The sequence below is a fragment of the Candidatus Eremiobacteraceae bacterium genome (genome assembly GCA_035295225.1).
Classification (GTDB): domain Bacteria; phylum Vulcanimicrobiota; class Vulcanimicrobiia; order Eremiobacterales; family Eremiobacteraceae; genus JABCYQ01.
Genome location: DATGJI010000025.1, coordinates 1 through 26,619, shown reverse-complemented (window position 1 = coordinate 26,619; position 26,619 = coordinate 1). Strand labels below are relative to the sequence as shown.

Here is a 26,619-nt window from a genome sequence, read left to right as displayed (position 1 = left end):
TTTAAAGTCCGCGCTCCAGCTTCAGCACGGCCATGAACGCCTCTTGCGGCAGCTCGACGTTGCCGACTTGCTTCATGCGCTTCTTACCTTCTTTCTGCTTCTCGAGCAGCTTGCGCTTGCGGCTGATGTCGCCGCCGTAGCACTTGGCAAGCACGTTCTTGCGCATCGCTTTGACCGTCTCACGCGCCACGATCTTGTTGCCGATCGCCGCTTGGATCGGCACGTCGAACATCTGGCGCGGGATGACCTCCCGTAACCGTTCGGTGAGCTGCCGCCCCCACGACGGCGCATTGTCGCGATGCACGATAAAAGAAAGCGCGTCAACGGACTCCGCATTCAACAGGATGTCCAGCTTTACGAGATCGCCCGGCTTGTAGCCAATGACCTCGTAGTCCATGGAAGCGTAACCCTTGGTCCGCGATTTCAACTGATCGAAGAAATCGACGATCACCTCGGCCAACGGCAATTCGTAGACGAAGATCACGCGCAAAGGAGAGATATAATCCATCGAGATCATCGTGCCGCGCCGCGATTGGCACAGATCCATGATCGCGCCGATATATTCCGCAGGCGTGATGATCGACGCCTTGACGTAGGGCTCTTCCATGATCGCGATGGTCGGCAGGGGCGGCAGCTTCGCCGGATTGTCGATCGAGAGATGTTCGCCGGCGGTGGTGAGCACGTGATAGACGACGGACGGCGATGTCGCGATCAAGGATAGATCGTACTCGCGCTCCAGCCGCTCTTGCACGATCTCCATGTGCAGCAGACCCAAGAATCCGCAGCGGAACCCGAACCCGAGCGCCATGGAAGACTCCGGCTCGAACGAGAGCGCGGCGTCGTTGAGCTTCAGCTTCTCTAGCGCATCGCGCAGATCGCCGTAGTCGTCGCCTTCATTCGGATACAGCCCGCAGTAGACCATCGGCGTGACTTTGCGGTAGCCGGGCAGCGGCACGTGCGCAGGCGCGTCGGCACCGGTCAACGTGTCGCCCACGCCGATATCAGAAACGGCCTTGATGTTCGCGATGACGTAGCCCACGTCGCCGATCCCAAGGCGCTTCGACATCACCATGCGCGGCCTGAACGTCCCCACCTCGAGCACTTCGAAAATCGTGTCGCCCGCCATCGAGCGGATGCGCGTGCCCTGCTCGAGCGCGCCATCCACGACCCGTACGTAAAGAATCACGCCTCGATACGAGTCGAAGAACGAATCGAACACCAAAGCTCGGAGCCGATCGGGGTTGCCGACCGGAGCCGGGACGAGGCGGACGATCGCCTCTAGGATCTCCTTGATCCCGACGCCCTCTTTGGCGGACGCCTTGATGCAGCGCTCCTTTTCGATGAGCAGCGTATCCTCGACGTCGCGGATCACCGCATCTGGATCAGCCGCCGGAAGGTCGATTTTGTTGATGACCGGGATTATCTCGAGCTTCGCCTCCGTGGCGAGATAGAAGTTCGCGAGCGTCTGCGCTTCGATGCCTTGGGCGGCATCGATCACGAGAAGCGCGCCTTCGCACGCGGAGAGCGACCGCGACACTTCGTACGAGAAATCCACATGCCCCGGCGTGTCGATGAGATTCAGATCGTAGACGTTGCCGTCGTCCGCTTGGTAGTTCAGCGTGACCGGATGTGCCTTGATCGTGATGCCGCGTTCCCGCTCGAGATCCATCGAGTCGAGCACTTGCTCTTCCATCTCGCGGCTCGCGAGCGTTCCCGTCATCTCGAGAAGACGGTCGGAGAGCGTCGTCTTGCCGTGATCGATGTGCGCGATGATGCAGAAATTCCGCACGAACGGATTCGCGCGGCCGTGGCTCACGTGACCCAAGGGACTCAACCGGTGGGACATACAGGCACGTAATGGACGATCGCTTGCAGGACAAGAATGGCGGCCATCGGTGAGAAATCCAGACCGCCGATCAGCGGGATCAGCGTCTGGAACGGCAGGAGCGCACCGTCCGTCAACCGCCGCAGCAGCGTCGGTATCCATGCCGGTAAGTCGGGCAACCACGAGGTGATCACGCGGGCGACGATGGCGATCGCCTCCGCGTTGAGCACGATGCGCGCCATAGCGAAGAGCGTGCAGATCAGATGGTCGGACGAAGAGCTTGGGTTCACGCTGCTCCCGCAAAAAAACGGGCGGCCGACCTCGTCGGTCGACCGCACCTGGACTAGCATTGGCCTCGGGCCGGACTACTGTGTCGCCGGATGCACCCTACGCGCCACTAGAGGTACGGCGTCGGATCGATCGGCGTGCCCCATTGCAAGATCTCGTAATGGCAGTGCGGTCCGGTCGCGAAACCGGTCGCCCCGATCTCCGCAATTTCTTGGCCCTTACGAACCGTCTGCCCTGCGCTCACGAGCAGGCGCGAATTGTGCCCATACCACGTCACGAGGCCGTTGCCGTGATCGATTTCGATCTTGTAACCGTACCCGCCATCCCATCCGGCCGCTTGCACCGTGCCGCTTGCGGTCGCATACACCGGCGCGCCGTAATCGTTCACGATGTCCAGACCAGGGTGGAAACCCACATCGGGGTATGTGCGATAACCAAAGCCTGACGAGACGTATCCCTCGGTCGGCCAGAGCGACGGAATCGCATCGAGATAGCGCTGGTGTGCGACCGATGCTGCGACGCGAGCATCGGCGGCGGCTTGGGCGTCGGCTCGGAGCAACGCTTCATCGACCCAGACTTGGTTCAGCTGCGCGTTGAGCTGCATCAACTGCGCCGACTCACTCGCAAATGTCACCGAGCCGCCCTCGCGGCCTTGCGTGAGCCACGCCGCGATCGCACCCCAGATCGGCGACGATGTGGTGCGGACCGCGGCCATAGGCCGGACGTGCGATGTTGCCGGCGAGGTCGACGAAGCCGAGGCGGCGGTCCCGGCGGGCGCCGCTTTGGGAGGCGTCGCGTGGCCTATCGTCTTCTTGTCGCCGATCCCGCTCAAGGTGCGGATCTCTTTCTCGTTCTGCTGCAGAAGTTTGAGCCGCTTCCACATCGACTGTGTCTGCCTTGACATGTCGACGAGCTGACGGCTCTGCTGCGCATCGACGCGCTGCAAGGTCATCACTTTCGCTTCGGCAGCGCGAACGGCGCCGACGTGGGACATCATCAAGGCGGCGCTCAGGAGCAGCGTGCAAGCCGCCCCGATCGCGAGATGCATGTGCGAGATCTCGAGCTTGTAGATCGATTCCGTATGGTGCGGAATGATCTTGATGAGCAGCCGCTTGTGCGGCGAGAAGAAATTTATCTTCACTAAGGACTACCTCTGGCGTTCGCAAGATTCGAAAAGAGGCAGCCTGTGCCGCATCACGCGGCGCCGGCCTTACGAAGGCGTGCGCTTTCCAGCCTGTTCCTGAGCCTGGCCGAGTGCCGCTCGCTCTTCGTTGCTCACCTCTTTGTCAGCGGAGAAGCCACGCACCGCCTTGGCGTACGTCCGGACTTCCTCGCGCGAGTAGATGCTCGACACGAGGTATCCGTCGCCGCGCCCGTCGATAACGGCGAGCGCAAACGATAGCTCTGATCCGACGTCGGGGAACGCGTTAAACCGCACGAACCCGACATGTTGCAGGGCGCGTCCCGCGCGCGATTCCACAGCGGCGAGCCGGCTGCGCAGTGCCTGGAGGTCCGGGATCTCTGCGGACAGCGCAGGCTCCGACCTGCTTCTGACCGCTCCGAACCGAGGACGCGCGACGCCCCAATGATACGCGGCTATCGCCAAGACGGCGAATACCGCGGCGGCTGCGAATTGCGGACTTGCCGCACCAACCGCCAGGCCGTCGAGAAACAATCGAAATGCGTCCGTCATGACGCCGGCCTCCTCGTGCTTTCGAATCGGTCGCAGGTCGTTTCCTGCCCGGTGTGCTACGCGCGTTGGCGCGTCCCAGATATGCGAGCGCTGTCACATGCGCACGGTCTCGATAAGGGGAGGCTCGGGCCAGAGACGACCGCGGCGCTCGAAAGGTCCCACATGCCGCTGCTACCTTCCGGTCCTGACGGGGTTAGCGGGTTTTCGTCGCGCGGGCCCTGGCCGTCAACGCCTCCCATGCGATCGGAGAGGGAGGGATTCGAACCCTCGAGACGCTTGTGACGCCTACACGCTTTCCAGGCGTGCCTGTTCGACCACTCCAGCACCTCTCCGCGCGCGGAACGAAAGCGGTCGACCTGCACGGTCGACCGTCGCGGTTTCACGCCTCGCCCGTTTCAACGCGCGGTGTAGGGCGGGCCTTTATGGACAGCCGCGCGACGCGTGTGCGTCAGGTCTTCGCGCGCGCGCGCCGCACTTTCGCACGTCCCGTTGAAACTGCCCTCGCGGCGGCCGAATCCGGCCAACGACCATCGTTGAAAGCGCTCCGTATTTCCCGATTCACCTGCAGCGAGAGATAGGTAGCGCGCTCTGGGGCGCCGTCGATGAGAGCGGCTTGCTCGTCCAGTATCGCGTTCGCTTGCTCGAGCGCGGCGTTCATGGCCTTCTTGTCACCCAGTGCGCGGTACGCTCTCGCCGACGTCCAATGTGCGAATTGCGGCATGAATATTGTCGTCGTTTCGCCCGACAGCGCGCTCGCCAACTCGACGTTGAGCTCGCGCACGGCTTGAAGGTCGCCGACCAAGAGCTGCGCGCAGATCAAATGCGAAATGTCGTCCGCGAAATCGGCAGGACGCGTCAGGCGACGCCGGATCGCCAGCCCTTCCTTCATGTGCGCGATCGCCTGCGTGAGGTTTCCGAGGTCGCGCTCCGCCGCGCCAAGGTTGCCTAATGCGGCGGCTTCATAGACGGCATGACCAGCCGAACGCGCATGTTCGATGGCGGCGAGTGCTTGGAGCCGCGCTTCTGCCGCATCACCGCGAAGCAACGCTAAGTAACTCAGGTTGATCGTACAGGCGGCCTGACCCCGCAGGTCCTTCAGATCGTGGAAATGCCCGAGCGCAGCTCGAAGCGACCGGTCCGCGTCATCGAACAGCCCGACTTTTACGCTGAGAATGCCGCCGTTGACGAGAACGCCCGCAAGACCTTGCCGCTTTCCGATCGCGGCATAGATCTCTGCAGCCTCTGCGTGACAGGCGAGCGCTTCGTGCATGAGCGACATGCGCGCCGCCCCCGACGCTTGGCGCGCGATAGCGTCGCCCTCGCCCTCGCGATCGCCGATCGTCTTGTACAGCTCGCGCGCTTCCTTGGCGAGCGACCGGCAGACGTCGTAACGCTGCTCCATAAGAGCACCGTACGTCACCGACATCATCGCTCGCGCCACGATCCCGGGATTGCGCACGCCTTCGGGCGATGAGCGCACCTCCCGAAAAATCGCGGATGCCTCGTCAAAGGCACCCGTCTCCGTCGCTATTTCGACGATTCTGCACCGCGCCTCTATCTGACCCGTCGCATCGCCGGCCTTGCGATAGAACGCCAGCGATTCATTTGCGGCGCGGTTTGCCCGGGTGCTATCGCCGGTGAGCATCTCGAAGGCAGCCCTGATCAGCTTCGCTTCAGCGCGCAGCGATAGGTCATCGCTTGGCTCGACCTCCTTTTCAAACACTTCGATGAGTCGCCGCTCTTCTTCGCGCTCGCCAAGCGCGCGTGCCAGCGCGATTTTGCGTCGCAGCACGTCGGCCCGCGCGCGGGCGTCGCCGCTTTGCGTCGCAAGCTCCGTCAGTTCGATGAGATCCGTGCGCTGCGATTCGCGATCGCCGCGCCGCGCGCCGATGCGCTCGCGCAGACCAAGCGCTTCGAAGCGCGTCGTCGCGTCCTTGGCGAGATCGAGACAGCGCCGCACGTGCGAAAGCGCCTCATCATACGCGTAGACTTCCTGCGCGTGGCGCGCCGCGGCGAGATACGCGGCGGCGGCCTTCTCGGGCTCGTTCCCTCGATCGTGATGATGAGCGATGTCGGATGCGAACTGACCCGCGCGATGCGCATACGTCTCCTCGAGGGCGCGCGCGATGTGCCGGTGACAGCGAGTCCTGACATTAGGCGCGACGCCGGCATAGATCGCCCGCTGGATCAGATGGTGCGAGAACGAGTACGCATAGCCGCTTCGTCCGCCCGTTTCTTTCACGATGTGCCGGTCGATCAGCTCGCCCAAGGCGTCGAAGACTTCGTTCTCGCTCCAGCCGGCGACGTCGCGCACCAGATCCATATTGAAGCCTTGCCCGACGATGGCGGCGACGTCGGCGAGCGCGCGCGCCTGTTCCGGGAGCCGATCCACACGTGCGGCGATCACATGCTTGGCGCTCGATGGCGGCTCGGCGCCAAATTCCGCCGGGCGTTCGACAAGATCGCGGATGACCTCCGCGAGAAACAACGGATTGCCCGCGCTGCGCTCGACGAGCGTATGCGCGAGTTCCGCGCCGCGCTCCGCGAGCGCAGGCACGCGGCTCACGATGTCCTGGACTGCCGATCGGTCGAGCGGACGCGGCGCGATCACCGCGACGGTCTTCGCCTCCTGAAGCTCCGCACGCAGCCGCCGCAGCGGGTGCGATCGCGGGGCTTCTTCGTCTCTATACGAGACGATGACGAGGATCGGCAGCTGTGTGATGCGCCGCGCGAGAAATCCAAGCGCAGCGATCGTCGTCTCGCCGGCCCAGTGCACGTCTTCAAGGACGATGAGCAGCGGTCGCGGCCGGGCGAGCTGCTCAAAGCACTTCGCCATCGCTTCGAACAGCCGGATCCGCTCGCGTTCGGGTTCGACCGGCGGCGGCGTCGGAAGATCCGGGCGGCGCGCGCGCAATTCCGGCACGGCATGCGCCATAACTCCGAGCCACATCGGCTCGACATTGAGCGACGCGAGCAGCGGCGCGACGCTGCGCAGGCTCTCCGCGATCGATTGATACGGGGCGGACTCCGGATACGTGGTCGTGCCGGACATCACGCGCGCGCCCTGCGCTCCCGCCGCCAACGCGAACTCTGATGTAAGCCGCGACTTGCCGATCCCGGCCTCGCCGACGATCATCACGACGCTGCCGCGGCCGCGCGCCGCGCGGCTCCACGACATCCGCAGTCTTTCCATTTCGTCGCCGCGTCCAACGAATGGGAGCAACAGGCCGTCATCGCGAGAGGCGTGGAACCCGTCGGGCGGCGCCAAGTTCAAGCTGTCGGCGAGCGGCGCGTTGCGGAGGATCACGTCTTTGAGCACCGATGTCTCGGGCATAGGCTCGACGTTCATCTCATCGCGCAGGCGGCGATCGAACGACTGATATGCGGCGAGCGCGCCGGCACGATCACCGCTCTCGTAACGGACCGCCATGAGCTGTCGAAGCGTGTCTTCTCGCCAGGGGTCGCTCGTCAGGATTCGTTGAGCGAGAGCGACCGCGCCGCTGAAGTCGCGGCGGCCGCGCGCTTCGATCAGCAGTTCTGCGAGGGTGGCGAGATAGAGGTTGCGCAGGCGGTCGCGTTCGGGCAACAGCCATTCATCGTACAGCGTGTCCAGCAAGTCGCCGCCATATACCTCGACTGCTTCGGTTCGGCTGGCCGACACCTTCGCCAGACGATCGAATTCCGCGGCGTCGAGCCAATAGTCTGACGCGGGATTCCACTGCACGCTTTCGGCATCGGCGATGATCCACGGCACGCCGGGAGGCGCAGCCGGCAGCGCTTTTTGGACGTGATGGAGATGACGCCGGAAATTTGCCCGAGCATCGTCCTCGGTATCGTCTTCCCACAGCGTGAAGGCGAGTTTCTCTCGCGACAGCGGGGCCGAGCGGTGCACGAGCAGGTAGGCGACGAGCGAAAGCGCCTTGGGAGGCGCCGCAAACCGGTAGGGTTCACCCGCACGAGCAAAGCGCGGCTGACCGAGCAGATAAATTTTCAGCGACGGCGATGTGGTCGTCGCGGTCATCGGCGGCACCCCGATCGGCGGTTCGCGCGTTACCGCCTATTCAGGGCTTTGAACGGTTTTTCATGTCTCCCCACTGCGCTCCGGCGCCGGGAGGACCGGTTCGCCGATCCTGGCGTTGATGAAGTCCGTCAGGTCGCCGAACGAGGAGAAGTACAGCCGGCGGTCGTGGCCCACATGCTCGACGGCACCGCGCCACTGGCCATCGGACCGGCCACCCGTCTCATACCAGACATGCACGACAAATCGATGGTCTCGTCGCTCCATGTCGTTGAGTATAGGCAGACCCCGTCCGCCAGGCGTCCAAGCCTCGTTCAACCCAATTCCTTGCGCATAATGTAGCCGATGCCGAAACGGGTTGACGCTTCGCCGATCCGCTCGAAGCCGCACGCCTCGTAGAATCCGAGAGCCCGCGGATTGGCCACAACGTGGAGCGCGCGAGCTCCTTCAGACACGGCAAAGCGTGCGGCGTCCTGGACAAGTGCTTTGCCGATGCCTCGCTTCCAGCGAGATGGCTCAACGAACAGACCGTCGAGCTCGGCATCGCCATCGTGACGGCGCAGCACGACGCTAAACCCAACGACTATCCCCTGCAGCTCCGCGACGAATGCCCGGCCGCTCTCGATCTGTTCCGCCGGAAGGTCGATCGCGTCAGGATGAGCGAGCAGGGCCTCGCGGTATTCTTCCCACACCAGCGACGCTCTGCGTTGCAGCTCTTCAAGGACGGGCCGCTCCTGGATCGCCGCGGCACGAATGGCGACTATCTCTTCTTCGCCTGATTCTCTTTCAGTCGAAATTTGACGATCCGTCTCACAAGCGCGTATGGAATTGGTTTGTCGAGCGGAAACTGCACCGAACCCTTCGCCCACTTGTACGGGGCGAGTTCGTCTTGAAACGCTCGCGTGCCCGATGACGTCGGATAGAATCCGATATGATGTTTGAACGCGGCGAAGTGCACGAGATTGCCGTTGAATTTGAATGTCGGGATCTGATACGAGATCGCTTCTTCGGCCTTCGGCGCCGCTTTGCGGATCGTCTCGCGCATCTTCACCAGACGCTCGCGCACGTCGGCGGGAAACGCTTTGATGTATTCGTCAATCGTCTTGGCGGTTTTGCGCGACATCGGCATCTGATGGGTTTTCCAATCTGGCGGAGAGGGTGGGATTCGAACCCACGAACGGGTTTGAGCCGTTACTCGCTTTCGAGGCGAGCGCGATCAACCAACTCTGCCACCTCTCCATCTTTGACTACGCATCGTCGCGCAGGCGCTTCCCCTGGAAGAACGCGCGCAACAGTTCGCTCGATTCGTCCGCAAGCACTCCTTTCTCCACAGCGATGCGGTGATTGAGCCGCGGGCTATTCGTAAGGTCGAAAACCGATCCCGCTGCGCCGCCTTTCGGGTCGTCACAGCCATAGATCAATCGCTCGATCCTCGCGGCGACGCAGGCACCCGCGCACATGACGCAGGGCTCTTTTGTCACATACAGCGTCGCGTCGGCGAGTCGCCAGCTCCCGATTTTCGCAGCCGCCTGACGCAGCGCACCGATCTCCGCGTGCGCGGTCGGGTCGTTCTCGGCCTCCTTCTCGTTAAAGCCCGACCCGAGAACCGTTTCGCCGCGGACGACGATGGCGCCGACCGGAACATCGCCTCGCGAACCTGCGATGCGCGCAAGATCAAGGGCCATCCGCATGAACGCGGCGGAATCGGCGATTTCGTTCCTCGCATTCGCAAATATGGAGCGCGCCCGAGTGGGCTCGAACCACCAACCTTCGGCTTCGGAGGCCGACACTCTATCCAGTTGAGCTACGGGCGCACTATATGGTGCCTCGGGCAAGACTCGAACTTGCGACCAAGGGCTTATGAGTCCCCTGCTCTACCACTGAGCTACCGAGGCAGGCACTATAGTTTGAAACGGTCGCCAGCCCGCTTGAGCCGGCGACCGCCGCGATTCGCGCTCGGAGGGACTCGAACCCCCGACCTCCAGATTCGTAGTCTGGCATTCTAATCCAGCTGAACTACGAGCGCACGACTGGCGGAGAGAGAGGGATTCGAACCCTCGATAGCGCTTTGACAGCACTATAACGGTTTAGCAAACCGCCGCCTTCAGCCAACTCGGCCATCTCTCCGAACTGTATACAATCATTGTACGGTAAGGCTTTTCTCGCCTTCCTGATTTCTCTTCTGTGCGTCCCTTCCGCGAGATGCTAACGTATTTGCTAGCGGATTCGCGAACGCTCGGTCTATCGCATCAGCAACCGCCGGGTCCAACGCTGGTGCGGCGTCCAAGTTGCCCTCCGTCACCGACTGTCTACTGTGACCCATCGCTGTTGCGCGAACGATGTTGAGAACGTGTCCGGGTTCACCCACCGCCCGTTAGCATAACAGCAAACGCGGCGCTTCGGGTTCCATCCCTCCCCGACTTTCGCTCTCACGGTGTCTTGTCGCGCGCGTTCGGCGCGCAGCACGGAACGACTCTTGTCAGGGCACCGTGACCTTCACGCTGAAGCTGTTGCCAATCGCGTCGTTGATCGTGACCGTCGCGTGACCCGAGCCTACGGACGTCACGATGAACTTATCCGCGGCGGAGCCTTGCTTCACCGATGCGACATTCGAGTTGCTGCTCGTAGCCGTCCACGCGTTCGTGCCGCTCTGAGTAGCGGTCAGCGTGCTCATCTGGCCGATCGCCGTGAAGGCGATGCTTTTCGGCGCGACGGTGAGCGGGTGCGGGATGTACACGTTGATCACGTTCTGATACGCGCCAACCCATACGTTTTTGTCGGGACCGGTGACCAGCGTGTAGTTCGAGTAGCCGATGTTCGGCGGGGTGTAATCCGTGATCTTGAGCGTTTTTGTGTCGATCTCATGGATCGCGGTGCCGTCGCCCGTGAACCAAGGATTGCCGTCGGGTCCGATCGCCATATCTTCGAGCGCGTTATTGCCGGTATCCGGAGCCGGTATGAGTTTGATCACGCCGCTTGTCGTGATCCGCCCGACGTTGGAGCCGCAGCGGAACCAGAGGTTGTGGTCCGGGCCTGCGACGATGCCTCGCGGATTGCATTGCGGCGACGCTGGAAGTGAATATTCTTTCACCGTTCCGCTTGTCGTCACCGAGCCGATCTTCATCCCGCTATACTCGGTGAACCAAAGTTTACCATCGGACCCGGCCGTTATCGCGCCGACGTTGACCCGTTGAGTCGGGAGCGCATATTCCGTGATGACGCCCGATTTCGTGATCTTCCCGACATGATTGCTTTCCACAAACCACACGTTGTTGTCGGGACCGAGGGTGAGACCGGACGGCAGATCGCCGCTCGGCACCGTGAATGCCTTGCTCACACCGTTGACAGTGACGGTGCCGATCTGTGCAAAAGCCGCATTTGTGACGTAGAATTTCTTGTCTGCGCCCACCGCGATGTAGCCCGCGACAACGGCAGACGAGAAGAGCTTGGCCGTGCCGCCCATCGTCACGCGCGTAAGTTTTTCGAAGTTCCCTTCCGTGAACCAGATGGCTTTGTCCGGTCCGACAACGACGTCGACGTAAAGTCCACCCGAATTCGGCGGGCTAAACGTGGTCCAATTCGTGGGAGCCTTCCCCTTTTGCACAACAGACGGCTGATACAGCCCGCCACGTTGCCCGGCCTGAGGCACGACGAAATGCGCACCGCTACATCCGGCCGCCATGCCGACGATCGCCAACGCGATAAACGAACGCATGAGTCTCATGTAAGAAGCCCTCTCGTGCTATAAATCGTTTTTCATTGTAACACCGACATGACCACTTACAATACGGCAAATCGAGGCAATATGCGCCGCGCGGCAGGACGTAAGTCCTCATGGGACCGTCAAGTATATGGAGCAGGTCATCGTCTATTTGACATCACTCGTGTGCACGATCGTATACAACAATAGCCACGGGATCTGCGACGACGGAATGGCTGCGATCAACCACAAAACGCCTTTTGGCTTCGAGGATGACAGGGCATTTTTAGAGCTTTCTGTCTGCAATTATGCATTTCAACGAACTTCATCCTTATCTGCCCCGCGCGTCGAAAGGATTTTCGCTGCTTGGTCGCTGGATACGCCGATATGAAGAAAATCGTCGTCGCCGCCCTCGCGCTCACCGTCATCGCATCAGCCGTCGCCGCGGCGAGCGCCGCAACAACGCCGCCGGCGCAACAGCTCATGAGCAAGCTGCATTGGCGAAGCATCGGTCCGTACATCGGGGGCCGTGTGGTCGCCGTCGCCGGCGTCCCCAGCAATCCCGACCTTTTCTACATGGGCGGTGTGCAGGCAGGCGTCTGGAAAAGCACCGACTACGGACAGAACTGGACCAACATAACTGACGGCAAAATCCCCGGCGTTGCCGACCCGATCGGCGCGCTCGCGGTAGCGGACTCAAATCCGAAGGTCATCTACGCGGGCACGGGCGAGGCAGACATCCGCGGCGATTTCGACACGGGTGACGGCGTCTACAAATCCACCGACGCCGGGAAGACATGGTCCTACGCCGGCTTGCGCGAGACGCACATGATCACGAAGCTCGCGATCGATCCGCGCAACCCCGATGTCGTCTATGCATCTTCGATGGGGCACGTCTTCGCGCCGAACTCCGAGCGCGGCATCTTCAAAACGACCGACGGCGGGAAGTCATGGAGCAAGGTGCTCTTCGTCGACGACCGGACCGGCGGCGTCGACCTGTCGATGGACAAGCACGATCCGCAGACGTTGTACGCCGCCATGTGGCAAGCGCAGCGCGTGCCGTGGAAGCTCACGAGCGGCGGACCCGGCAGCGGCCTGTATAAGACGAGCGACGGCGGAGCTCACTGGACGAAAATCTCCTCGAACCCCGGTTATGCCACCGGCACGTTAGGCAAGATCGGGGTATCGGTCGCGCAGTCGAATCCGAACGTCGTCTATTCGATCGCGCAGGCAAACGACGGCGGAGTCTTCCGCTCCGACGACGCCGGCAAGACGTGGCAACGCGTCAATAATCAGTGGAAGCTGCGTCAGCGCGCCTTCTATTACACAGCGATCTTCGCCGACCCGACCAATCCAAAGCGGGCATATGCCCCGAACGTCGATTCACTGTACGTCACGAACGACGGCGGAAAGGTTTGGAAGACGATCGACGGCATACCCCACGGCGACCACCACATCGTTTGGATCAACCCCAATCATCCGAACATCTTGTTGGAAGGCAACGACGGAGGGGCGACCGTCTCGGTCAATTCCGGCGAGACGTGGAGCTCGATTCTGAATCAGCCTACGGGTCAGATCTATCACGTCTCGCTCGACGACCAGTTCCCGTTCCACCTCTTCGGCGCTTCGCAGGACGAGGGCGCCTGGGAGTATGCGAGCGCCGACGTCGGCGGAGCGATCACGATCGGCGACTGGCACTCGGTCGCGCTCGGTGAGAGCACGTTCATCGCGCCGGATCCTACCGATCCGCTCGTGACGTACGGTTCCGGTTATTATAGCTCGTTCGTGCAGCTGAATCGGGTCACCGGGCAAGAAAAGAACATCAGCCCGTACCCGCGCTACATGGCCGGCGCATCGGCCGCCGAGACGAAGTATCGCTTCGGCTGGACGCATCCCATCTTGTTCTCGCCGGCCGACAGCAATGAACTCCTCGTGGCGGCTCAAGTGGTCTTCTCCAGCACCGACCGCGGTCAGACGTGGAAGATCATCAGTCCGGATCTGACGCGCAACGACCCGAGCACGGAGGGTCCGACCGGCGGACCCATCTACGGCGATCAGACGGGCGCCGAGACATTTCCCGACATCTCGTCGCTTGCCGTCTCACCGCTTGATGCGAACGTTCTTTGGGCCGGATCCGCGGACGGCTTGGTGCACGTCACGAAGGATCACGGCGTTACCTGGACCTCAGTGACACCGCCCCAGCTCGTCGAATGGGCGCAGATCAGTTCGATCGAGCCGTCGCACACCGACAAGGGCACGGCGTACCTCACCGCCTCGCGCTACATGTGGGATGACTATCGCCCGTACGTATTCGAGACGACAGATTTCGGCGCGCATTGGTCGCAGATCACCAGCGGATTGCCGACAGACCAGTACGTCTTCGTCATCCGCCAAGATCCGCGCGAGCCGCGCCTGATGTTCGCGGGCACGCGCAGCACGGTGTACGTAAGCCTAGACGGCGGCGCACAATGGCAGCCGCTGACCCTCGATCTTCCGGGCGTGCAAGTGCGCGATCTCGCCGTTGACACGCGCGAGGGAGAACTCGTCGCCGCCACGCACGGCCGTGCGTTCTGGATCCTCGATAATCTTGCGCTCTTGGAGCAGCTCGCGCGACAGACATCGTACAGCGTGGCCGACGTCCAACTGTTCAGCCCGGAGACGGCGTGGCTCACGGCATCCTACGGCAGCGGTTTCTTTCCGACGCCGAATGCCGGCGAAAACCCGCGCTACGGCGCACGCGTCTTCTTCAACCTGCCTGCGGATTACAACGGGCGCGAGCCGCTCACGTTGTCGTTCGTCGATGCCGGCGGAACGACGATTCGCAGCTTTGCGCTGCACCTCGCTGCCAAGCACACTCCGAAGCTGACCGAAGACCAGCAAGATGCCATGGACGCCGAGCAGCTGCGCGCGCACGCCGCAATGCAAGCCACCGGTGTCAAGGCCGGCATGAACGCGTTCCAGTGGGATCTCAGGTACGCGCCGGCGTTCGACCCGCCGACCTACAACAACGACGTGACCGACGACTTTGCCGACTCCGGAGACGGCCCGACGACGTTGCCCGGTTCGTATACGGTAGTGCTGCAGTACGGGGCGCGGAAGCTTCAATCGACGCTGACGATCGCGCTCGACCCGCGCGTCCATCCCGCCGCGGGCGATCTTGCGGCGCGCCTGGCGCTCGAGCAGCAGATCGTCGCCACAATGAACGACCTCGACCACGCACTCGCGCGCGCCATGACGGCGCGCGCGGGGTTGCAGGCCGACAGACGCGCGCAACTCGATTCCGAGATCGCGAGCCTCGTGCTGTTGAACGGAAGCTCCAGCGAGTACGACGTCGTTTATCCGTCGAAACTGCGCGAACAGCTCGGCTTCCTGCTCAACTCGCTCGAGAACGCCTACGAAGCGCCGACCGCGGCGGAACTTTCCACGTACCAGGACCTGAAAGCGTTGGCGGCCGACGGCGAGGCTAAGCTTGCGGCTCTGACAGCGGCCAAGTGATCGCGGCCTAGAGCCGCGCGATGATGTCCGTGACGGCGCGTGCCGCATCGGGATGGGCAAGGGCACGCGCGCGGCGACGCATCCGCTCCACTTCGCTCGGATCGTCGAGCAGGCGCTCGACGGCCGGCGCGAGATCGCGCGACGACTGCAGCAGCACGCCGACGCCGCGGTCCTGCAGGTAGCGCGTGTTGCGTTCTTCTTGTCCGGGCAAGGGCTTGAGCATCACGAGCGGCAGCTCAGAGGCCAGCGCCTCCGAACTCGTCAGGCCGCCCGGCTTTGAGATCAGAAGATCGGCGGCGCGCATGTAGTCGCAGACGTTGCCCACGAAACCGCGCACGACGACCGGGTGGCGCAGTCGGCGGGCCACATCACCGAGGCGGCGTTCAAGACGGGCGTTCTTGCCGACGACGACGACCGTCTGGATCGGACGCGACATTTCGTCCAACGCCACAAGCGCCTTTTCGAGCGGCCCGATGCCCAGGCCGCCGCCCATGAGCAGCAGCGTCGTCCGGTTACGTTCGATCCCGATGATGTCGCGCGCGGAGCTTTTCGTGGCGTGGCGCGCAAAATTGCAGTCGATAGGAATGCCGGTGACCCGGACGCGCTCGGCGCGAACGCCCCGCGAGACGAGCGCCTGCTTCATGGCGCTTGTGGCTACGGCATACGCATCGATGTTCTTGTGTATCCAGAACGGGTGCACGACAAAATCCGTGACGATGCCGACGACGGGGGGCGCATCTTTGAACTCCCGCTTGTACTCCGCCATGACGCCGCACGGAAAGGCGTGCGTGCAGACGACGACATCGGGGGCCAGGCGCTCGACATATTGGCGCAGATTGACCGCGGTGTAATGATGGAGCCAGGTCTTGAACGCCGACACCTTCGTGGCGCGTTCCGCTTGATCGTAGATATAGCGGTAGAGGTGCGGCAGCATCTTCACCATGCCGATGTAGCCGTTGCTCGCGACGCGGTGGAAGACGTGCGAGGCGTAACGATACGAATCGACGACATGGCACTGCGCGTCCGGCCAGCGGGCCGTCACCGCGCTCGAAACCGCTTGCGCCGCGGCGGTGTGGCCCTCCCCGACGCTGGCGGAGAGGAACAACACGTTGCGCGGCCGCTCTATCGCCGACGGTCCACGAGGACTGATCTGGAGCGCTATTGTTGGTCCTCCGCAACAGCATCCGCAGCCTGGTCGAGGAAGTCGTTGAGGATCTCTTGCGCGAGCGCCTCGTCTTCGACGAGAGCGCCCGTCTTACTCGTCACTATGAATTCGTCAGCGGGCTCGCAATAGCAGACTGCATAGCGCGTGCCGGAATCGGAATCCTCTATAATGCCGACCACTTCGAACTCGCGCTCGGCCGCCGAATTCGTGGCTTGGCCATCAACGGAACCAGCGACGACGATGCGATCCTGCAACTCGAGTTCGTCGGCGTGTGCGGACTGCTCGCTGCTCACGTTTTCCCGGTTCGCGTCCCGGGCCCCGGGTTCTTCTTCAGCGCGCGTTCATCTAACCGGACGCTCATCTAGCGCAGGTACTTATGCTCGGCCTCGACTTGCTGCTGCAGCGTCGTCGAAAACGCATGCCGGCCGCCGCCCTTGTACACGTAGTACAGATAGTCGGTCGTCGCGGGATGAAACGCAGCGTTCAACGACGCAGCTCCGGGATTCGCGATCGGCGTCGGCGGCAGCCCGGTGTAGAGATAGGTGTTGTACGGACTGTCGATCTTGAGATCGGAGAGCGAGAGTTCGGTCTTGTGGTTCGGCAGCGCGTACTCGATCGTCGCATCCACCTGCAACGGCATGCCGAGCCGCAAGCGATTATAGTAGACGCCGGCCATTATCGGACGCTCAACATCCACCCGCGCTTCGCGCTCGATCAAAGACGCGGCCGTCACGATCTGCGGTATCGTCAGCTTTAGTTTGCGCGCCGCACTGAGGTAGTCGCGGGGCAGTTTACGCATGAACGTCGCAGTCATGAGATCGGCGGCATCGCGCGACGTCGCATCTCTGCGCAGCTGATACGTGTCCGGAAACAAATAGCCTTCGAGTCCGCGAGTCTGTACGCCGTCGAGCCGCAGATCGGTATGTGCCACGACGGCTTCAAATTCCGATCTCGTTCCGATGCCGTGCGCTTGGAGCACGGCGCCGATCTGGTCCGCGGTGAAACCCTCGGGGATCGTTATCCAGACCGTCGCCGGACGGCCCCCCTGCAGCAGTACGGTCGCCACAGCCGGCAGTGCGAGATGCGGACCGAACGTGTATTCCGCTGCTTGGATCGTCGCATTCCGATCGCGCAGCCGTTCGTACGCGATGAACGCGATCGGCCACCGCACTATTCCGGCATCGCCCAGTTGATGCGCAATGTCGGAAAGGCTGGATCCCTCGGCGATCACGATCGACGTGGATTGTGCCGGCCGTTCGGTGTCGGCGAACGCGACCCAGAAACAGAACGCCGCGGCCGCGACGCATATCGCGACAACTGCGCCCAGCGCGATCTGAAGCCACGGTGCGATGCGCACGGGAGCTACGATCCGCGCCGCGCGAGCCAGCCGTCGAGGATCTCGACTGCGGCGATTCGGTCGACGAGGCGACGGCGCTTGCTTCCGCTCAGACCGCTATCCCGAATTCTCTTATTCGCAGCGGCGCTGGTCAAGCGCTCGTCGGCGGCCGTCACTTCGCCGCCAAACGCCTTTCGCAACTCCGCGATGAACGTGTCCATTTTCAACGCGGCGGGTCCGCGCTCGCCCGCAAGCGTGAGGGGATAACCGACCACGAGCGTCTTCGCATTGCGTTCGACCGCGAGCCGCACGATCTCTCCGATCGCTTTCGCGCGCGATGGCTGCTCGATCGTCGCGAGCGGCATGGCGGGAAGACCTTCTCCCTCGCTGACCGCGACGCCGATGCGCACCGTACCGACATCCAAGCCGAGAACGACGTCGCTCATGTCCGGCTGGCTGTGGCGAGGAGGGAGCGCGAGCGTCTACCGGCGTGGAACTGCACGAAGGCGTGTGTCGCACGCGCGAGCGGCTCGAGCGCCTCATGGTCGGCCAATTCTTTGAACGGTATCGCGCCGATCGCGCGAAGCGCTGCCAACTCACTTGCGCTTACCCGAACGTTCGCGTCGTCAGCGCGGTCATGCTCTTGGATCGCCGCCTGAAGGCAACGCCGGCACACGAGACCGCCCGCCGCCGGCGACAGGGTCGCGAGGCCGCCCGCAAGCGGGCGGCGCCCGAGGGGCTGCCCGCAGCGCGCGCACGCATCGAGTTCAATGCCGACACCGAGCACTGCGAGGATCCTCAGGTCGACGGCGGCCGCGATAGCGCCAGGACGAAGTCCCGCGGCGAGCGCGTCGCGCGCTTCGGCGACGACGTCGAAGAGTTCGGGCACGGCGAGGCCAGGTTCGCAGAGCCCATCGATCGATTCCGCCAGATACGATGCGAAAGCGAAGACGTCGGGGTCCACGAGTCGTTCCCACCCGCCGCCAATGCTCGACGCAGACGTGATCACGTCGAGGCTCCGGCCTGTGTGCAGCGTGATGCGCGCCCGGCTGAACAGATCCAATCGCGCGCCGAACTTGCTCTGTGTCTTGCGCGCGCCTTTTGCGACGGCCGACGATTTGCCGCGTTCGCGCGAAAAGAGCGTAAGAATCCGGTCGGACTCACCGAGCGGTCGCCTGCGAAGAACGATGGCCTCGACGGTGAACGATCTCACGTCATGCAGCCGCTGCGGCAGAAGGACTCGCCGGCGGACGAAGGCTTAGATTCAGACGCCCGACAGAACCGGCGCTTCGCGCTCGTCGCCGATTCCATGCCCCGTGAAGGCGGACGGTACGAGATCGGCGAGCGACAGTCTGCCGTACGTGCCGTCGGGGCGGCAGCGCAGAACGATAAGATCGGCATTGAATTCGGATAGAACCTGACGGCATGCGCCGCACGGCGTGACGCCGTCGGGTCCGGAGCCGGCAATCGCGATCGCCGCGAACGAGCGAACGCCGGCTGAGACGGCGCTGCCGAGCGCCACGCGTTCGGCGCACATCGAGAGACCGAGGGAGGCGTTTTCAACATTTGCACCAGTGAAGATCCGGCCATCAGCGGCGATGAGCGCTGAACCCACGTGGAATTGCGAGTATGGCGCGTACGCGTTCAACCTCGCCTCCCACGCCTTGACGACAAGTTCGTCGATGCGCGCGTCGTCCAATCTGGGCACGTGATCCTCCTACGTCATCCCTCGGCCGCTTCGCGCGACCGCGCCCCCGGTTTAACACCGTTCGGCGCAAGGGGCGATTTGATTCGAACCTTGAGAAGCCTTCTTCCCGCGGTCCGTTCTACGACAAGCGTCACGCCGCCGTCGATGGTCACCTGTTCGCCGGGAAGCGGCACGCGGCCAAAAAGCCCGAACGTATAGCCGCCGATGCTCTCGAAATCCTCGGTGGGAAGATTCAGACCGAGCTTTTCGTTGACGTCGTCGATCCCCATTCGGGCGTCCACGACGACGTCGCCGTCGGCTAAGTGTTCGAGCGACGGCGCCTTGTCAGACGTTTCGGCGTCGTATTCGTCCATGATGTCGCCGACGATCTCCTCGAGCAGATCTTCCATCGTCACGAGTCCAGCCGTCCCGCCGTACTCGTCGACGACAATGGCGACGGATACTTTCTCGGCTTGCATCTCGCGCATCAGCTCGTCGATCTTCTTGTTCTCCGGAATCGCCTTGATCGGGCGCATCAGCGGCCGCAGCGCACCGTGCTGATCGCCGCGACTCACCGCGATCAATAATTCGCGGTCATGCACCACGCCGACGATGTGATCGATATCGCCGTCGAATACCGGCAGTTTTGAATACCCTTGCTCGATGACGAGCTCAACCGCTTTTTCGATCGGCTGATCCACGTCCGCGCAGACCATGTCGGTGCGCGGGGTCATGACTTCGCGCACGACCGTGTCGCCGAGCTCGAAGATGGAGTGGATCATCTCCTTCTCCTCTTCTTCGATCACGCCGTGCTCCTCGCCGGCGGTGACGAGCGCGCGAATATCGTCCTCGGTGACGTACGGGCCCTTCGCCGTTGGATTGCCCCCGAACAACCGGATGATCCAATGGGTGACGAAGACCAGAAACCACGTGACCGGCCGCAGGACGAAGCGCGCGGTCTTCAGGATCGGTGCGAGCCGCCGCGCCCAGAGCGTCGGGTTTTGCACGGCGATCATCTTCGGCACGATCTCGCCGAAGATGAGCGCGCCGAGCGTCATGCCTGCCGTCGCCCAAAAGATCGGGCGCGAGATGCCGATCGCGATCGCGAGCCACGTGGCGAGCGAATCCGCCGCCAGCAGCACGATGATGTTTCCGACGAGGATCGTGGTGAGGTAGAGATCGCGCTCATCGTGCATGCGCATCAGATCGTCGGTCGCCGAGCCCTGAGCACGTTGCAGAATGCGCAAGCGGCTCAAAGCGAGCAGCGCCGCTTCAGACGCCGCAAAAAAACCTGCGATGAGGATGAGCACGATAATGCCGACGAGCGCCGGCAACCTGGGATCTGTCACGCCGTGACTTCGTCCAGCCTCGCGCTGGACCGTCTACTGCCGGATGTTTCCGTCATATCTCCTCGGGCGTCCCATGTATTCGCTGCTGCCGCACCCTTTACTTGCCCAAAAGTGCCGCACTGTATGCGAGGGTGACCGCCGCTGCCGCGGCGATGGCGATCATGAGCACGGCGCCGGCGCCGGCGTGCTTCGCCGACCGCGCCAGTGGGTGATTGCCGGGTTGGAACAGGTCGATGCCGTGCTCGAGTCCCGTGTTGAACAGTTCCGCGGTGAGCACTGCGCCGCACGCAAGCACGATGACCGCCCACTTCACGAGATCGAAGCGCAACACGATAGCACCGATGACGACCAAGATGGTCAGGACGATCTGAATTCGGAAGTTCGATTGCTCGATCAGCGTCTGATAGATGCCATCCAACGCATCGGCAACGGCATGGGCGAACGAGCGCAACGCGTTCACGTGCTCGTCAACGTATGCAGGAGGCGGCGCGTCAAGCCGTGCATGCGCGCGGCCTCGCGCGGTACCTGGTGATCGTAGCCGCAAAGATGCAGCGTGCCGTGCACGAGCAGGCGCGCCACCTCCGTGCGCAACGTGGCATCGTATTCGCGCGCTTGGCGCCGGGCTGTCTCGATGGAGATCACCACGTCGCCGAACGGTTCGCCGCGTTTCAGCCCATCGCCGATGTCAAACGAAAGGACGTCCGTCGCGCGATCGATGCCGCGAAATGTCCGGTTGAGTTCACGGATCTTCCGGTCGCCTGTCAGCACGACGGTGATGTCCCCCACCACCGCCGGCGCAGCCTTCGCGAGGGTCGCAAGCACGGCGCGCCGGAGAAACGCCGCAGAGAGGAGGCGCCTGTTTCCCGCGCCGCGCAAGAACACGCGCGGACCGTCAACGGAGGCGTCGGGCATAACGCGCGATGATGGTGCGGATCAGCGGATGTCGGACGACGTCAGCCTCCGTAAGGCGGACGACAGCGATGTCCGGGGCGTCGGTGAACAGCTCCTCGGCGTGCAGCAGCCCGGACGAGCTCGGGTTCGGAAGATCGATCTGCGTGTCGTCGCCGCAGACGACCATGCGCGAGCCGCTGCCGATGCGGGTGAGGAACATCTGCATCTGCTCATCGGACGTGTTCTGGGCCTCGTCTAAGACGATGAACGAGTCGCTCAGCGTTCGGCCGCGCATGTAGGCGAGCGGCGCGACCTCGACCTGGCCTCGTTCGACCGCTCGCTGCACCGCTTGCGGATCCATGACTTCGGCCAAGGCATCGAAGAGCGGGCGCAGATACGGATCGACTTTTTCCTGAAGATCGCCCGGCAGAAACCCGAGGTTTTCGCCAGCCTCGACGGCCGGCCGTGAAAGGATGATGCGCTGGACCTTTCCCGCGCGCAGCGCCTCGAGCGCCAAGACAACCGCGAGGAACGTCTTTCCCGTTCCCGCCGGCCCGATCCCAAACGTCAGCGTGTGCTTTGCTACGGCGCCGACGAAATCGCGCTGACCGGCACTCCGCGGACGGACGGGTCGGCCTTTGCGCGTGACTGTCAGCGGCTCGGCGATGGAAGCGGCCTCGGATTGTTCGCCGGCGAGCGCGTGTCCGACGTCTTCCACGGTCAGTTCGCGGCCCGACGATGCGGAGGCGAGCATGCGCCGCAATGCGGACGATGCCGCGCCGACCGCCGAACGCTCGCCCGTCAGGACTATTTCGTCGCCTTGAACGTGCAGCTGCGCGCCCGTGGCGTGCTCGAGCGCGTCGAGATTCGCATCGAGCTGCCCGAAGAGCCGAATGCGGTCGTCTAAGCCGCCGATCGAGACGCGCATCCGAGCTTCCGCTTGGGCCAACGCGGTCGCCTTCGCTTTCACCAGTCTGCGGCGAGACTCGCGCCAGCCCGCAAACCCACCGGTGGCCCGATCACAGCCGCGGCGACGATAGACAGCGTCGCAAAGTTCTGACCGTTGGGCAGGCCCATGATCTGCGCGATGTTGAGCGCTGCCGGATTCGCCGAATTATATGCGGGCGATGTCGAAACCCCGGCGTCGAGCGTCATCGCGTCGAACGCCGGCATGTTCGGAGCGACCATGTTGGTGAGCATGCTCATCGGAGCATCCGCCGCCGGCGCTATGTAGCGCGGCGCCGGCTGGGCCGTTGCCGGCACCGGCGCCGGTTGGGCCGCCGGCTGAGACGATGCCGCACGGAGGACGCGAATGGCGCTCTGCATCGCCTGTGCGCGCTGCGCGGGCGTCGGACGTATCCCGCTCGGATATTGTGAAGCCTGTGCAGCTAGCGGACCACCGGCTTGCGCCTGCGCTTGGCTGCGCGCGATCGCTTTGCGGATCGAACTGACGGCGCCGAATATCCAGATCGCGATGACGACGATGATGAAGAGTTCGGACATCTGCTAATCCGCTATGACGTCGACGGACCGGCCGGCGGCGATGCCGGACCGCCGCCGCTCGGCTGACCGCCGCTCGGCTGGCCGGCGATGGTCTGCCGCATTTCGGTGTCGGCAAGGACGTTCTTCATGCGATAGTAGTCCATCACGCCGAGGTTGCCGGCTCGGAACGCCTCCGCCATCGCAGTCGGGACGAGCGCTTCTGCCTCGACGACTTTCGCGCGCATCGCCTGCGTCTGGGCCTTCATCTCTTGTTCTTGCGCGAGCGCCGCATACTGGCGCTCTGCAGCCTTTGCTTGAGCGACGCGGCGATCCGCCTCGGCCTGTGCGGTCTGGAGATCGGCGCCGACGTTGCGCCCGACATCCACGTCCGCGATGTCGATCGAGACGATCTCGAATCCCGTTCCGGCATCGAGCCCCTTGGAAAGCACGGTTTTGCTGATATGGTCCGGATTCTCCAGCACTTCCTTATAGTCCAAGCTCGATCCGACCGCGGCGACGACGCCTTCGCCGACGCGAGCCACGATCGTCGCTTCGCCGGCGCCGCCGACGATGCGTTCGACTTTCGTGCGCACGGTGATACGCGCTTTGACGTTGAGCTGGATGCCGTCTTTTGCCACGCCTTGGAAGATGGGCGTCTCGATGACCTTCGGCGTCACGTACGCCGCGAGCGCTTCTTGCGGGTTTCGACCGGCAAGGTCGATGGCCGCCGCCTGACCCCAGTCGAGGGGCACTTGCGCGCGCTGTGCGGCGATGAGGCTCTGCACGACGACATCGACGTGTCCGCCGGCGAGATAGTGCGCGATCAGCAAGTCGGTGCTCACGGGAACGCCCGCCTTGACTGCCGTGATCAAGTTCTGGACGATCACCGCGGGCGGCACGCGCATGAACCGCATCCGCACGAGGCTGAAGATGCCGAGCGGCACGCCGGCGAAGCGCGCGCTCATCCACAGTCCGAACGGGAAGTAGTAAAGGAACATCATGAAGAGGATGAAGATGACGATCGCGGCGAGGATTGCGAGATAGCTCATACGATTGTGACGACTCCTAGCGCTGGCTTTGCGCGCGCTTGACGACGATAGTGGCGCCTTGCACGCGATAGACGACGACCTTTGTCTGCGGCGGGATGAAATCGCCTTCGGTCTGCACTTGATAGCGAACGCCGCCCACTGACGCCACACCCGCGGGGCGCAGCATCGACTCCGCGACGCCTTCGCGACCGACGAGCTCGATCAGTTCGTGCGCCGCGACGTAGCCTGCCGACGGCGCCTGCACGCCGGCGAAGGCCAAGCGGCGCCCGAACGCGCTCTCGGGCAGCCAGCGTAAGAGCAAGATGAAGATCGCGATCGAGACGATCAACGCGATCGCGGTCGTCTCGGCGCCGAGGATCCAGACGCCGCTGCCGAAGGCGAGCACGATACTGCCCAAGATCAGCATACTGCCGACGATTCCGGAAATGCCGTGGCCGGGCAGCACGTGCAGTTCGAAGAGCAGGCCGATGATGCCGAGGCCGAACAGCGCGAGGATCACGAAGTTAGACGTTCCCGCCACGATGTGCGCGCCGAAGAACAAAGCGAGTGCGAGGAAGCCGACGAGCCCGGCGATCAGATGCTGCGTCTGAAGTTCGATCAATATACCGAGGAACCCGATCGTCAGCAGCAGTCCTGAAACGCGAGGATCGGTCACGAACTGCGCGATCCCTTCGCCCCAGTTCGGCGCGAACACGACAAGATGCGCGCCCGAAAAACCGGCGTCCGCCAGCGCGGCGTCGAGACTGCCGACGATTCCGTCCGCCATGCCGTGCTGCTTCGCTTGCGATGGATTCAGCGAAACGACTTGACCTTTGTGATTGATGCCCGGCACGACGATGTTCGGATCCACGAACGCTCCGGCGATCGTCTTGTCTCGATGATGGGCTATGGCGACGCCTTCGACCTTGGAGCGGAATGCGGCGATGAACTTCTCATCGACCGGGGATTCGCCGTTCGGTCCGATGGTGATCGGCAGCGCCGCGCCCATGCTGGAGCCTTGCTGCATGTAGATCTTGTCGCAGGACAACGCGATGAACGCACCGGCGGACCACGCGCGGCTCGTCACGTACGCGATCGTAGGAACGCCCGCGCCCGATATGGCGTCGCTGATATCGACGGCGTCGTCGATTGCGCCGCCATCCGTGTTGATGCGGAAGACGATCGCGCTTGCGCCGTTGTTCTTTGCGTCCGAGATCGCGCGCTCCACGCGATGCGCCATGCCGACATCGATCACGTCGTCGATGTCGACGACCTCGATCGTCTTCTGCCCGACGACCGTCGCGTCAGCCGACGCCCTTCCCGATATGCCGAACCACGGCGCAATGCTGCCGACGATGAACGCGGCAGCGATAAAGAGACGCAACGATTTCGGGAGCACCAGTTTTGTCACGACGACACGCGCGCATCCATCGCAGCGCGAACGGCCGCCTGGATCGCTTTTCCCGGAGCCTTGTCTTTGAGTGCGCCCATGGCCGCCTTCATCGCATCGGGAAACGTTGCCGCGGGCGGAAGGCTTGCGACCAAATCGCCGACCATCGAACGCAATTCGGCGTCGGTCAACTCCTTCGGCAGATATTCGCCGAGAATCGCGCGTTCGCGAGTTTCTTTGTCGGCGAGTTCCTGACGCCCGGCTTTCGCGAATTGCTCGATCGAGTCGTCGCGCTGCTTGACCTGCTTGCGAAGGACGTCTTCTTCTTCGGACGGTGCGAGGGGCGCAGCGGCGTCGATCTGCCTGTACTTGATGGCAGAAATCGCCATTCGAAGCGTGTCCATACGCTCAGTGTCTCGCGCCTTCATCGCCGACTTCAGATCGGCGTTCAGGCGATCCAGGATTGTGGGCATTCCGCTCCGTGCGGCGCTTGCGCCGCTCACGCATGGTCGAGGGCGACCTTTCGGACGCCCTCTGAGAGACCCTTTCCCTTACGCCTGAGCGCGACTCAGCTCCGGCGTTTACGCGCTGCCGCGGATTTCTTCTTGCGGCGAACGCTGGGCTTTTCGTAGTGCTCGTGCCGGCGTGCCTCCGCGAGCACACCTGCCTTCTGACACAGCTTCTTAAAACGCTTGAGGGCGCTTTCGATCGATTCGTTGGGGCCGACTCTCGTTTCCATGATTCCAAACACCCCCTTCGCAGACGCGAGATGCGGGCCCGAGGCCCGCATCCGGCGATTTCAAAATCGTGTACTCCCCCTATTTCGCGGTATCGGAAAACGGCCCTTGTGAGGCGCTCCTTTCGCCTTGCTGTCCCGCTGGAGCCGGCCCTTGAGCCGCTTAATGTGGGCCGACTGGCGTCGGCCCCTTCAGACCGCGTGGCCGTGGCAGACCGCGCTGCCCGCGTCCGTGAACGTCTGCCCGGCGATGGGCTGGAAGCGCCAGTCATAACCGTGCGGGTGCAGGGTGAGGAGCAAGACGCCGTAGGTGGTCCAATTGCGCACCAGACTGTTTGGGACGGTCCGGCCGAAAAGGTCATGACTCTTTCCCCCGGTCCCCACGACGAACTCTCGAATTCCCCGCCTTTCATCAAGCGTGCCATCCGGCGTCTGCGGCGCAAAGCGTTCGTAGTCGTGGTCGTGACCAGCTAGCGCGACGTCGGCGCCCGACGCGTAGAGGTCTTGCCAAAACGGCTCGTAGGTCGCGTCGGAAT

Annotated in this window: 27 protein-coding genes, 6 tRNA genes and 1 other RNA gene; 2 read left to right on the top strand and 32 right to left on the bottom strand. The window is 63.2% G+C overall.

What is annotated here, in order from left to right; translation table 11 throughout:
* Position 1 precedes the first annotated feature (1 nt).
* From lepA to VKT51_04365, 8 genes are all read right to left on the bottom strand, one after another.
* Positions 2-1,816 carry a translation elongation factor 4 gene (gene lepA / locus VKT51_04400; GenBank protein HLJ83399.1) on the bottom strand — a complete coding sequence of 605 codons (1,815 nt, stop codon included), beginning with the start codon at positions 1,814-1,816 and terminating at the stop codon, positions 2-4.
* 14 nt (positions 1,817-1,830) lie between these two features.
* Positions 1,831-2,115: a YggT family protein gene (locus VKT51_04395; protein ID HLJ83398.1), complete on the bottom strand. Its 285-nt coding sequence runs from the start codon at positions 2,113-2,115 to the stop codon at positions 1,831-1,833.
* 107 nt (positions 2,116-2,222) lie between these two features.
* Positions 2,223-3,254, bottom strand: a complete 1,032-nt coding sequence (locus VKT51_04390) for a M23 family metallopeptidase (protein HLJ83397.1) — start codon at positions 3,252-3,254, stop codon at positions 2,223-2,225.
* 69 nt (positions 3,255-3,323) lie between these two features.
* On the bottom strand, positions 3,324-3,806 hold the full coding sequence (locus VKT51_04385; GenBank protein HLJ83396.1) for a DUF4446 family protein: 483 nt from the start codon (positions 3,804-3,806) through the stop codon (positions 3,324-3,326).
* A gap of 124 nt (positions 3,807-3,930) precedes the next feature.
* An RNA gene (gene ffs, locus VKT51_04380) (signal recognition particle sRNA small type) lies at positions 3,931-4,030 on the bottom strand.
* A gap of 20 nt (positions 4,031-4,050) precedes the next feature.
* Positions 4,051-4,138: transfer RNA gene (locus VKT51_04375), tRNA-Ser, on the bottom strand.
* A gap of 116 nt (positions 4,139-4,254) precedes the next feature.
* A complete protein-coding gene (locus VKT51_04370; protein ID HLJ83395.1) occupies positions 4,255-7,827 on the bottom strand; it encodes an AAA family ATPase in 3,573 nt (1,190 codons plus the stop codon).
* A gap of 60 nt (positions 7,828-7,887) precedes the next feature.
* The gene (locus VKT51_04365) at positions 7,888-8,142 is read right to left on the bottom strand and encodes a hypothetical protein (protein ID HLJ83394.1); all 255 of its coding nucleotides are present in this window, start codon (positions 8,140-8,142) and stop codon (positions 7,888-7,890) included.
* Between the two features lie 110 nt (positions 8,143-8,252).
* Here VKT51_04365 and VKT51_04360 point away from each other — a divergent pair, with 110 nt between their 5' ends.
* Entirely contained in the window at positions 8,253-8,603 is a 351-nt protein-coding gene (locus VKT51_04360; GenBank protein ID HLJ83393.1) for a hypothetical protein, read from the top strand.
* On the opposite strand, the gene VKT51_04355 is transcribed toward VKT51_04360, so the two are convergent.
* The 8 genes from VKT51_04355 to VKT51_04320 form a co-directional block, all read right to left on the bottom strand.
* Positions 8,585-8,953: a DUF1801 domain-containing protein gene (locus tag VKT51_04355; GenBank protein ID HLJ83392.1), complete on the bottom strand. Its 369-nt coding sequence runs from the start codon at positions 8,951-8,953 to the stop codon at positions 8,585-8,587. The genes VKT51_04360 and VKT51_04355 overlap by 19 nt on opposite strands.
* A gap of 18 nt (positions 8,954-8,971) precedes the next feature.
* A tRNA-Ser gene (locus tag VKT51_04350) sits at positions 8,972-9,063 on the bottom strand.
* An 8-nt stretch (positions 9,064-9,071) separates the two neighbouring features.
* Positions 9,072-9,536: a tRNA adenosine(34) deaminase TadA gene (tadA, locus tag VKT51_04345; GenBank protein HLJ83391.1), complete on the bottom strand. Its 465-nt coding sequence runs from the start codon at positions 9,534-9,536 to the stop codon at positions 9,072-9,074.
* Between the two features lie 28 nt (positions 9,537-9,564).
* Positions 9,565-9,638, bottom strand: a tRNA-Arg gene (locus tag VKT51_04340).
* Positions 9,639-9,644: 6 nt separating this feature from the next.
* Positions 9,645-9,719: transfer RNA gene (locus tag VKT51_04335), tRNA-Met, on the bottom strand.
* 56 nt (positions 9,720-9,775) lie between these two features.
* A tRNA-Arg gene (locus VKT51_04330) sits at positions 9,776-9,850 on the bottom strand.
* A 5-nt stretch (positions 9,851-9,855) separates the two neighbouring features.
* Positions 9,856-9,951, bottom strand: a tRNA-Ser gene (locus VKT51_04325).
* Positions 9,952-10,303: 352 nt separating this feature from the next.
* A complete protein-coding gene (locus tag VKT51_04320) occupies positions 10,304-11,548 on the bottom strand; it encodes a hypothetical protein (GenBank protein ID HLJ83390.1) in 1,245 nt (414 codons plus the stop codon).
* 363 nt (positions 11,549-11,911) lie between these two features.
* On the opposite strand from VKT51_04320, the gene VKT51_04315 reads away from it, so the two are divergent.
* On the top strand, positions 11,912-15,019 hold the full coding sequence (locus VKT51_04315; GenBank protein HLJ83389.1) for a hypothetical protein: 3,108 nt from the start codon (positions 11,912-11,914) through the stop codon (positions 15,017-15,019).
* A 7-nt stretch (positions 15,020-15,026) separates the two neighbouring features.
* Here VKT51_04315 and VKT51_04310 read toward each other — a convergent pair whose 3' ends face one another.
* From VKT51_04310 to VKT51_04235, 16 genes are all read right to left on the bottom strand, one after another.
* Entirely contained in the window at positions 15,027-16,127 is a 1,101-nt protein-coding gene (locus VKT51_04310; GenBank protein ID HLJ83388.1) for a glycosyltransferase, read from the bottom strand.
* A gap of 50 nt (positions 16,128-16,177) precedes the next feature.
* Positions 16,178-16,477: a hypothetical protein gene (locus VKT51_04305; GenBank protein ID HLJ83387.1), complete on the bottom strand. Its 300-nt coding sequence runs from the start codon at positions 16,475-16,477 to the stop codon at positions 16,178-16,180.
* A 68-nt stretch (positions 16,478-16,545) separates the two neighbouring features.
* Positions 16,546-17,541 (bottom strand): endolytic transglycosylase MltG, encoded by a 996-nt coding sequence (gene mltG / locus VKT51_04300; GenBank protein HLJ83386.1) that lies wholly within the window; start codon positions 17,539-17,541, stop codon positions 16,546-16,548.
* 5 nt (positions 17,542-17,546) lie between these two features.
* Positions 17,547-17,966 carry a Holliday junction resolvase RuvX gene (ruvX, locus tag VKT51_04295; GenBank protein ID HLJ83385.1) on the bottom strand — a complete coding sequence of 140 codons (420 nt, stop codon included), beginning with the start codon at positions 17,964-17,966 and terminating at the stop codon, positions 17,547-17,549.
* Entirely contained in the window at positions 17,963-18,733 is a 771-nt protein-coding gene (recO, locus tag VKT51_04290) for a DNA repair protein RecO (protein HLJ83384.1), read from the bottom strand. Before recO ends, ruvX begins: the two co-directional genes overlap by 4 nt.
* Before the next feature lie 51 nt (positions 18,734-18,784).
* Positions 18,785-19,228, bottom strand: coding sequence for a cytidine deaminase (gene cdd, locus VKT51_04285; protein ID HLJ83383.1), 444 nt, complete (start codon positions 19,226-19,228; stop codon positions 18,785-18,787).
* 14 nt (positions 19,229-19,242) lie between these two features.
* Positions 19,243-20,556: a hemolysin family protein gene (locus VKT51_04280; protein ID HLJ83382.1), complete on the bottom strand. Its 1,314-nt coding sequence runs from the start codon at positions 20,554-20,556 to the stop codon at positions 19,243-19,245.
* Positions 20,557-20,653: 97 nt separating this feature from the next.
* Positions 20,654-21,016 carry a diacylglycerol kinase family protein gene (locus tag VKT51_04275; protein HLJ83381.1) on the bottom strand — a complete coding sequence of 121 codons (363 nt, stop codon included), beginning with the start codon at positions 21,014-21,016 and terminating at the stop codon, positions 20,654-20,656.
* Positions 21,013-21,468, bottom strand: coding sequence for an rRNA maturation RNase YbeY (gene ybeY / locus VKT51_04270; protein ID HLJ83380.1), 456 nt, complete (start codon positions 21,466-21,468; stop codon positions 21,013-21,015). Before ybeY ends, VKT51_04275 begins: the two co-directional genes overlap by 4 nt.
* Positions 21,449-22,417 (bottom strand): PhoH family protein, encoded by a 969-nt coding sequence (locus tag VKT51_04265; protein HLJ83379.1) that lies wholly within the window; start codon positions 22,415-22,417, stop codon positions 21,449-21,451. The genes ybeY and VKT51_04265 overlap by 20 nt, the downstream gene beginning before the upstream one ends.
* On the bottom strand, positions 22,414-22,950 hold the full coding sequence (locus tag VKT51_04260) for a hypothetical protein (GenBank protein HLJ83378.1): 537 nt from the start codon (positions 22,948-22,950) through the stop codon (positions 22,414-22,416). Before VKT51_04260 ends, VKT51_04265 begins: the two co-directional genes overlap by 4 nt.
* An 11-nt stretch (positions 22,951-22,961) precedes the next feature.
* Positions 22,962-23,978: a flotillin-like protein FloA gene (gene floA / locus VKT51_04255; protein HLJ83377.1), complete on the bottom strand. Its 1,017-nt coding sequence runs from the start codon at positions 23,976-23,978 to the stop codon at positions 22,962-22,964.
* 16 nt (positions 23,979-23,994) lie between these two features.
* Positions 23,995-25,368, bottom strand: a complete 1,374-nt coding sequence (locus tag VKT51_04250) for an NfeD family protein (GenBank protein HLJ83376.1) — start codon at positions 25,366-25,368, stop codon at positions 23,995-23,997.
* Positions 25,365-25,820: a GatB/YqeY domain-containing protein gene (locus tag VKT51_04245; GenBank protein HLJ83375.1), complete on the bottom strand. Its 456-nt coding sequence runs from the start codon at positions 25,818-25,820 to the stop codon at positions 25,365-25,367. The genes VKT51_04250 and VKT51_04245 overlap by 4 nt, the downstream gene beginning before the upstream one ends.
* A 95-nt stretch (positions 25,821-25,915) precedes the next feature.
* On the bottom strand, positions 25,916-26,089 hold the full coding sequence (rpsU, locus tag VKT51_04240) for a 30S ribosomal protein S21 (GenBank protein HLJ83374.1): 174 nt from the start codon (positions 26,087-26,089) through the stop codon (positions 25,916-25,918).
* A 186-nt stretch (positions 26,090-26,275) separates the two neighbouring features.
* Positions 26,276-26,619: hypothetical protein (locus tag VKT51_04235; protein HLJ83373.1), on the bottom strand; the 344-nt coding region annotated here is incomplete at its 5' end.

Bases quoted from the DNA above. Each gene is read 5' to 3' on its own strand.
- ybeY (HLJ83380.1), bottom strand. From the start codon at position 21,468: ATGCCCGACGCCTCCGTTGACGGTCCGCGCGTGTTCTTGCGCGGCGCG.
- VKT51_04320 (HLJ83390.1), bottom strand. From the start codon at position 11,548: ATGAGACTCATGCGTTCGTTTATCGCGTTGGCGATCGTCGGCATGGCG.
- ruvX (HLJ83385.1), bottom strand. From the start codon at position 17,966: ATGAGCGACGTCGTTCTCGGCTTGGATGTCGGTACGGTGCGCATCGGC.
- VKT51_04245 (HLJ83375.1), bottom strand. From the start codon at position 25,820: ATGCCCACAATCCTGGATCGCCTGAACGCCGATCTGAAGTCGGCGATG.
- floA (HLJ83377.1), bottom strand. From the start codon at position 23,978: ATGAGCTATCTCGCAATCCTCGCCGCGATCGTCATCTTCATCCTCTTC.
- VKT51_04355 (HLJ83392.1), bottom strand. From the start codon at position 8,953: ATGCCGATGTCGCGCAAAACCGCCAAGACGATTGACGAATACATCAAA.
- VKT51_04370 (HLJ83395.1), bottom strand. From the start codon at position 7,827: ATGACCGCGACGACCACATCGCCGTCGCTGAAAATTTATCTGCTCGGT.
- VKT51_04260 (HLJ83378.1), bottom strand. From the start codon at position 22,950: ATGTCCGAACTCTTCATCATCGTCGTCATCGCGATCTGGATATTCGGC.
- VKT51_04315 (HLJ83389.1), top strand. From the start codon at position 11,912: ATGAAGAAAATCGTCGTCGCCGCCCTCGCGCTCACCGTCATCGCATCA.
- VKT51_04385 (HLJ83396.1), bottom strand. From the start codon at position 3,806: ATGACGGACGCATTTCGATTGTTTCTCGACGGCCTGGCGGTTGGTGCG.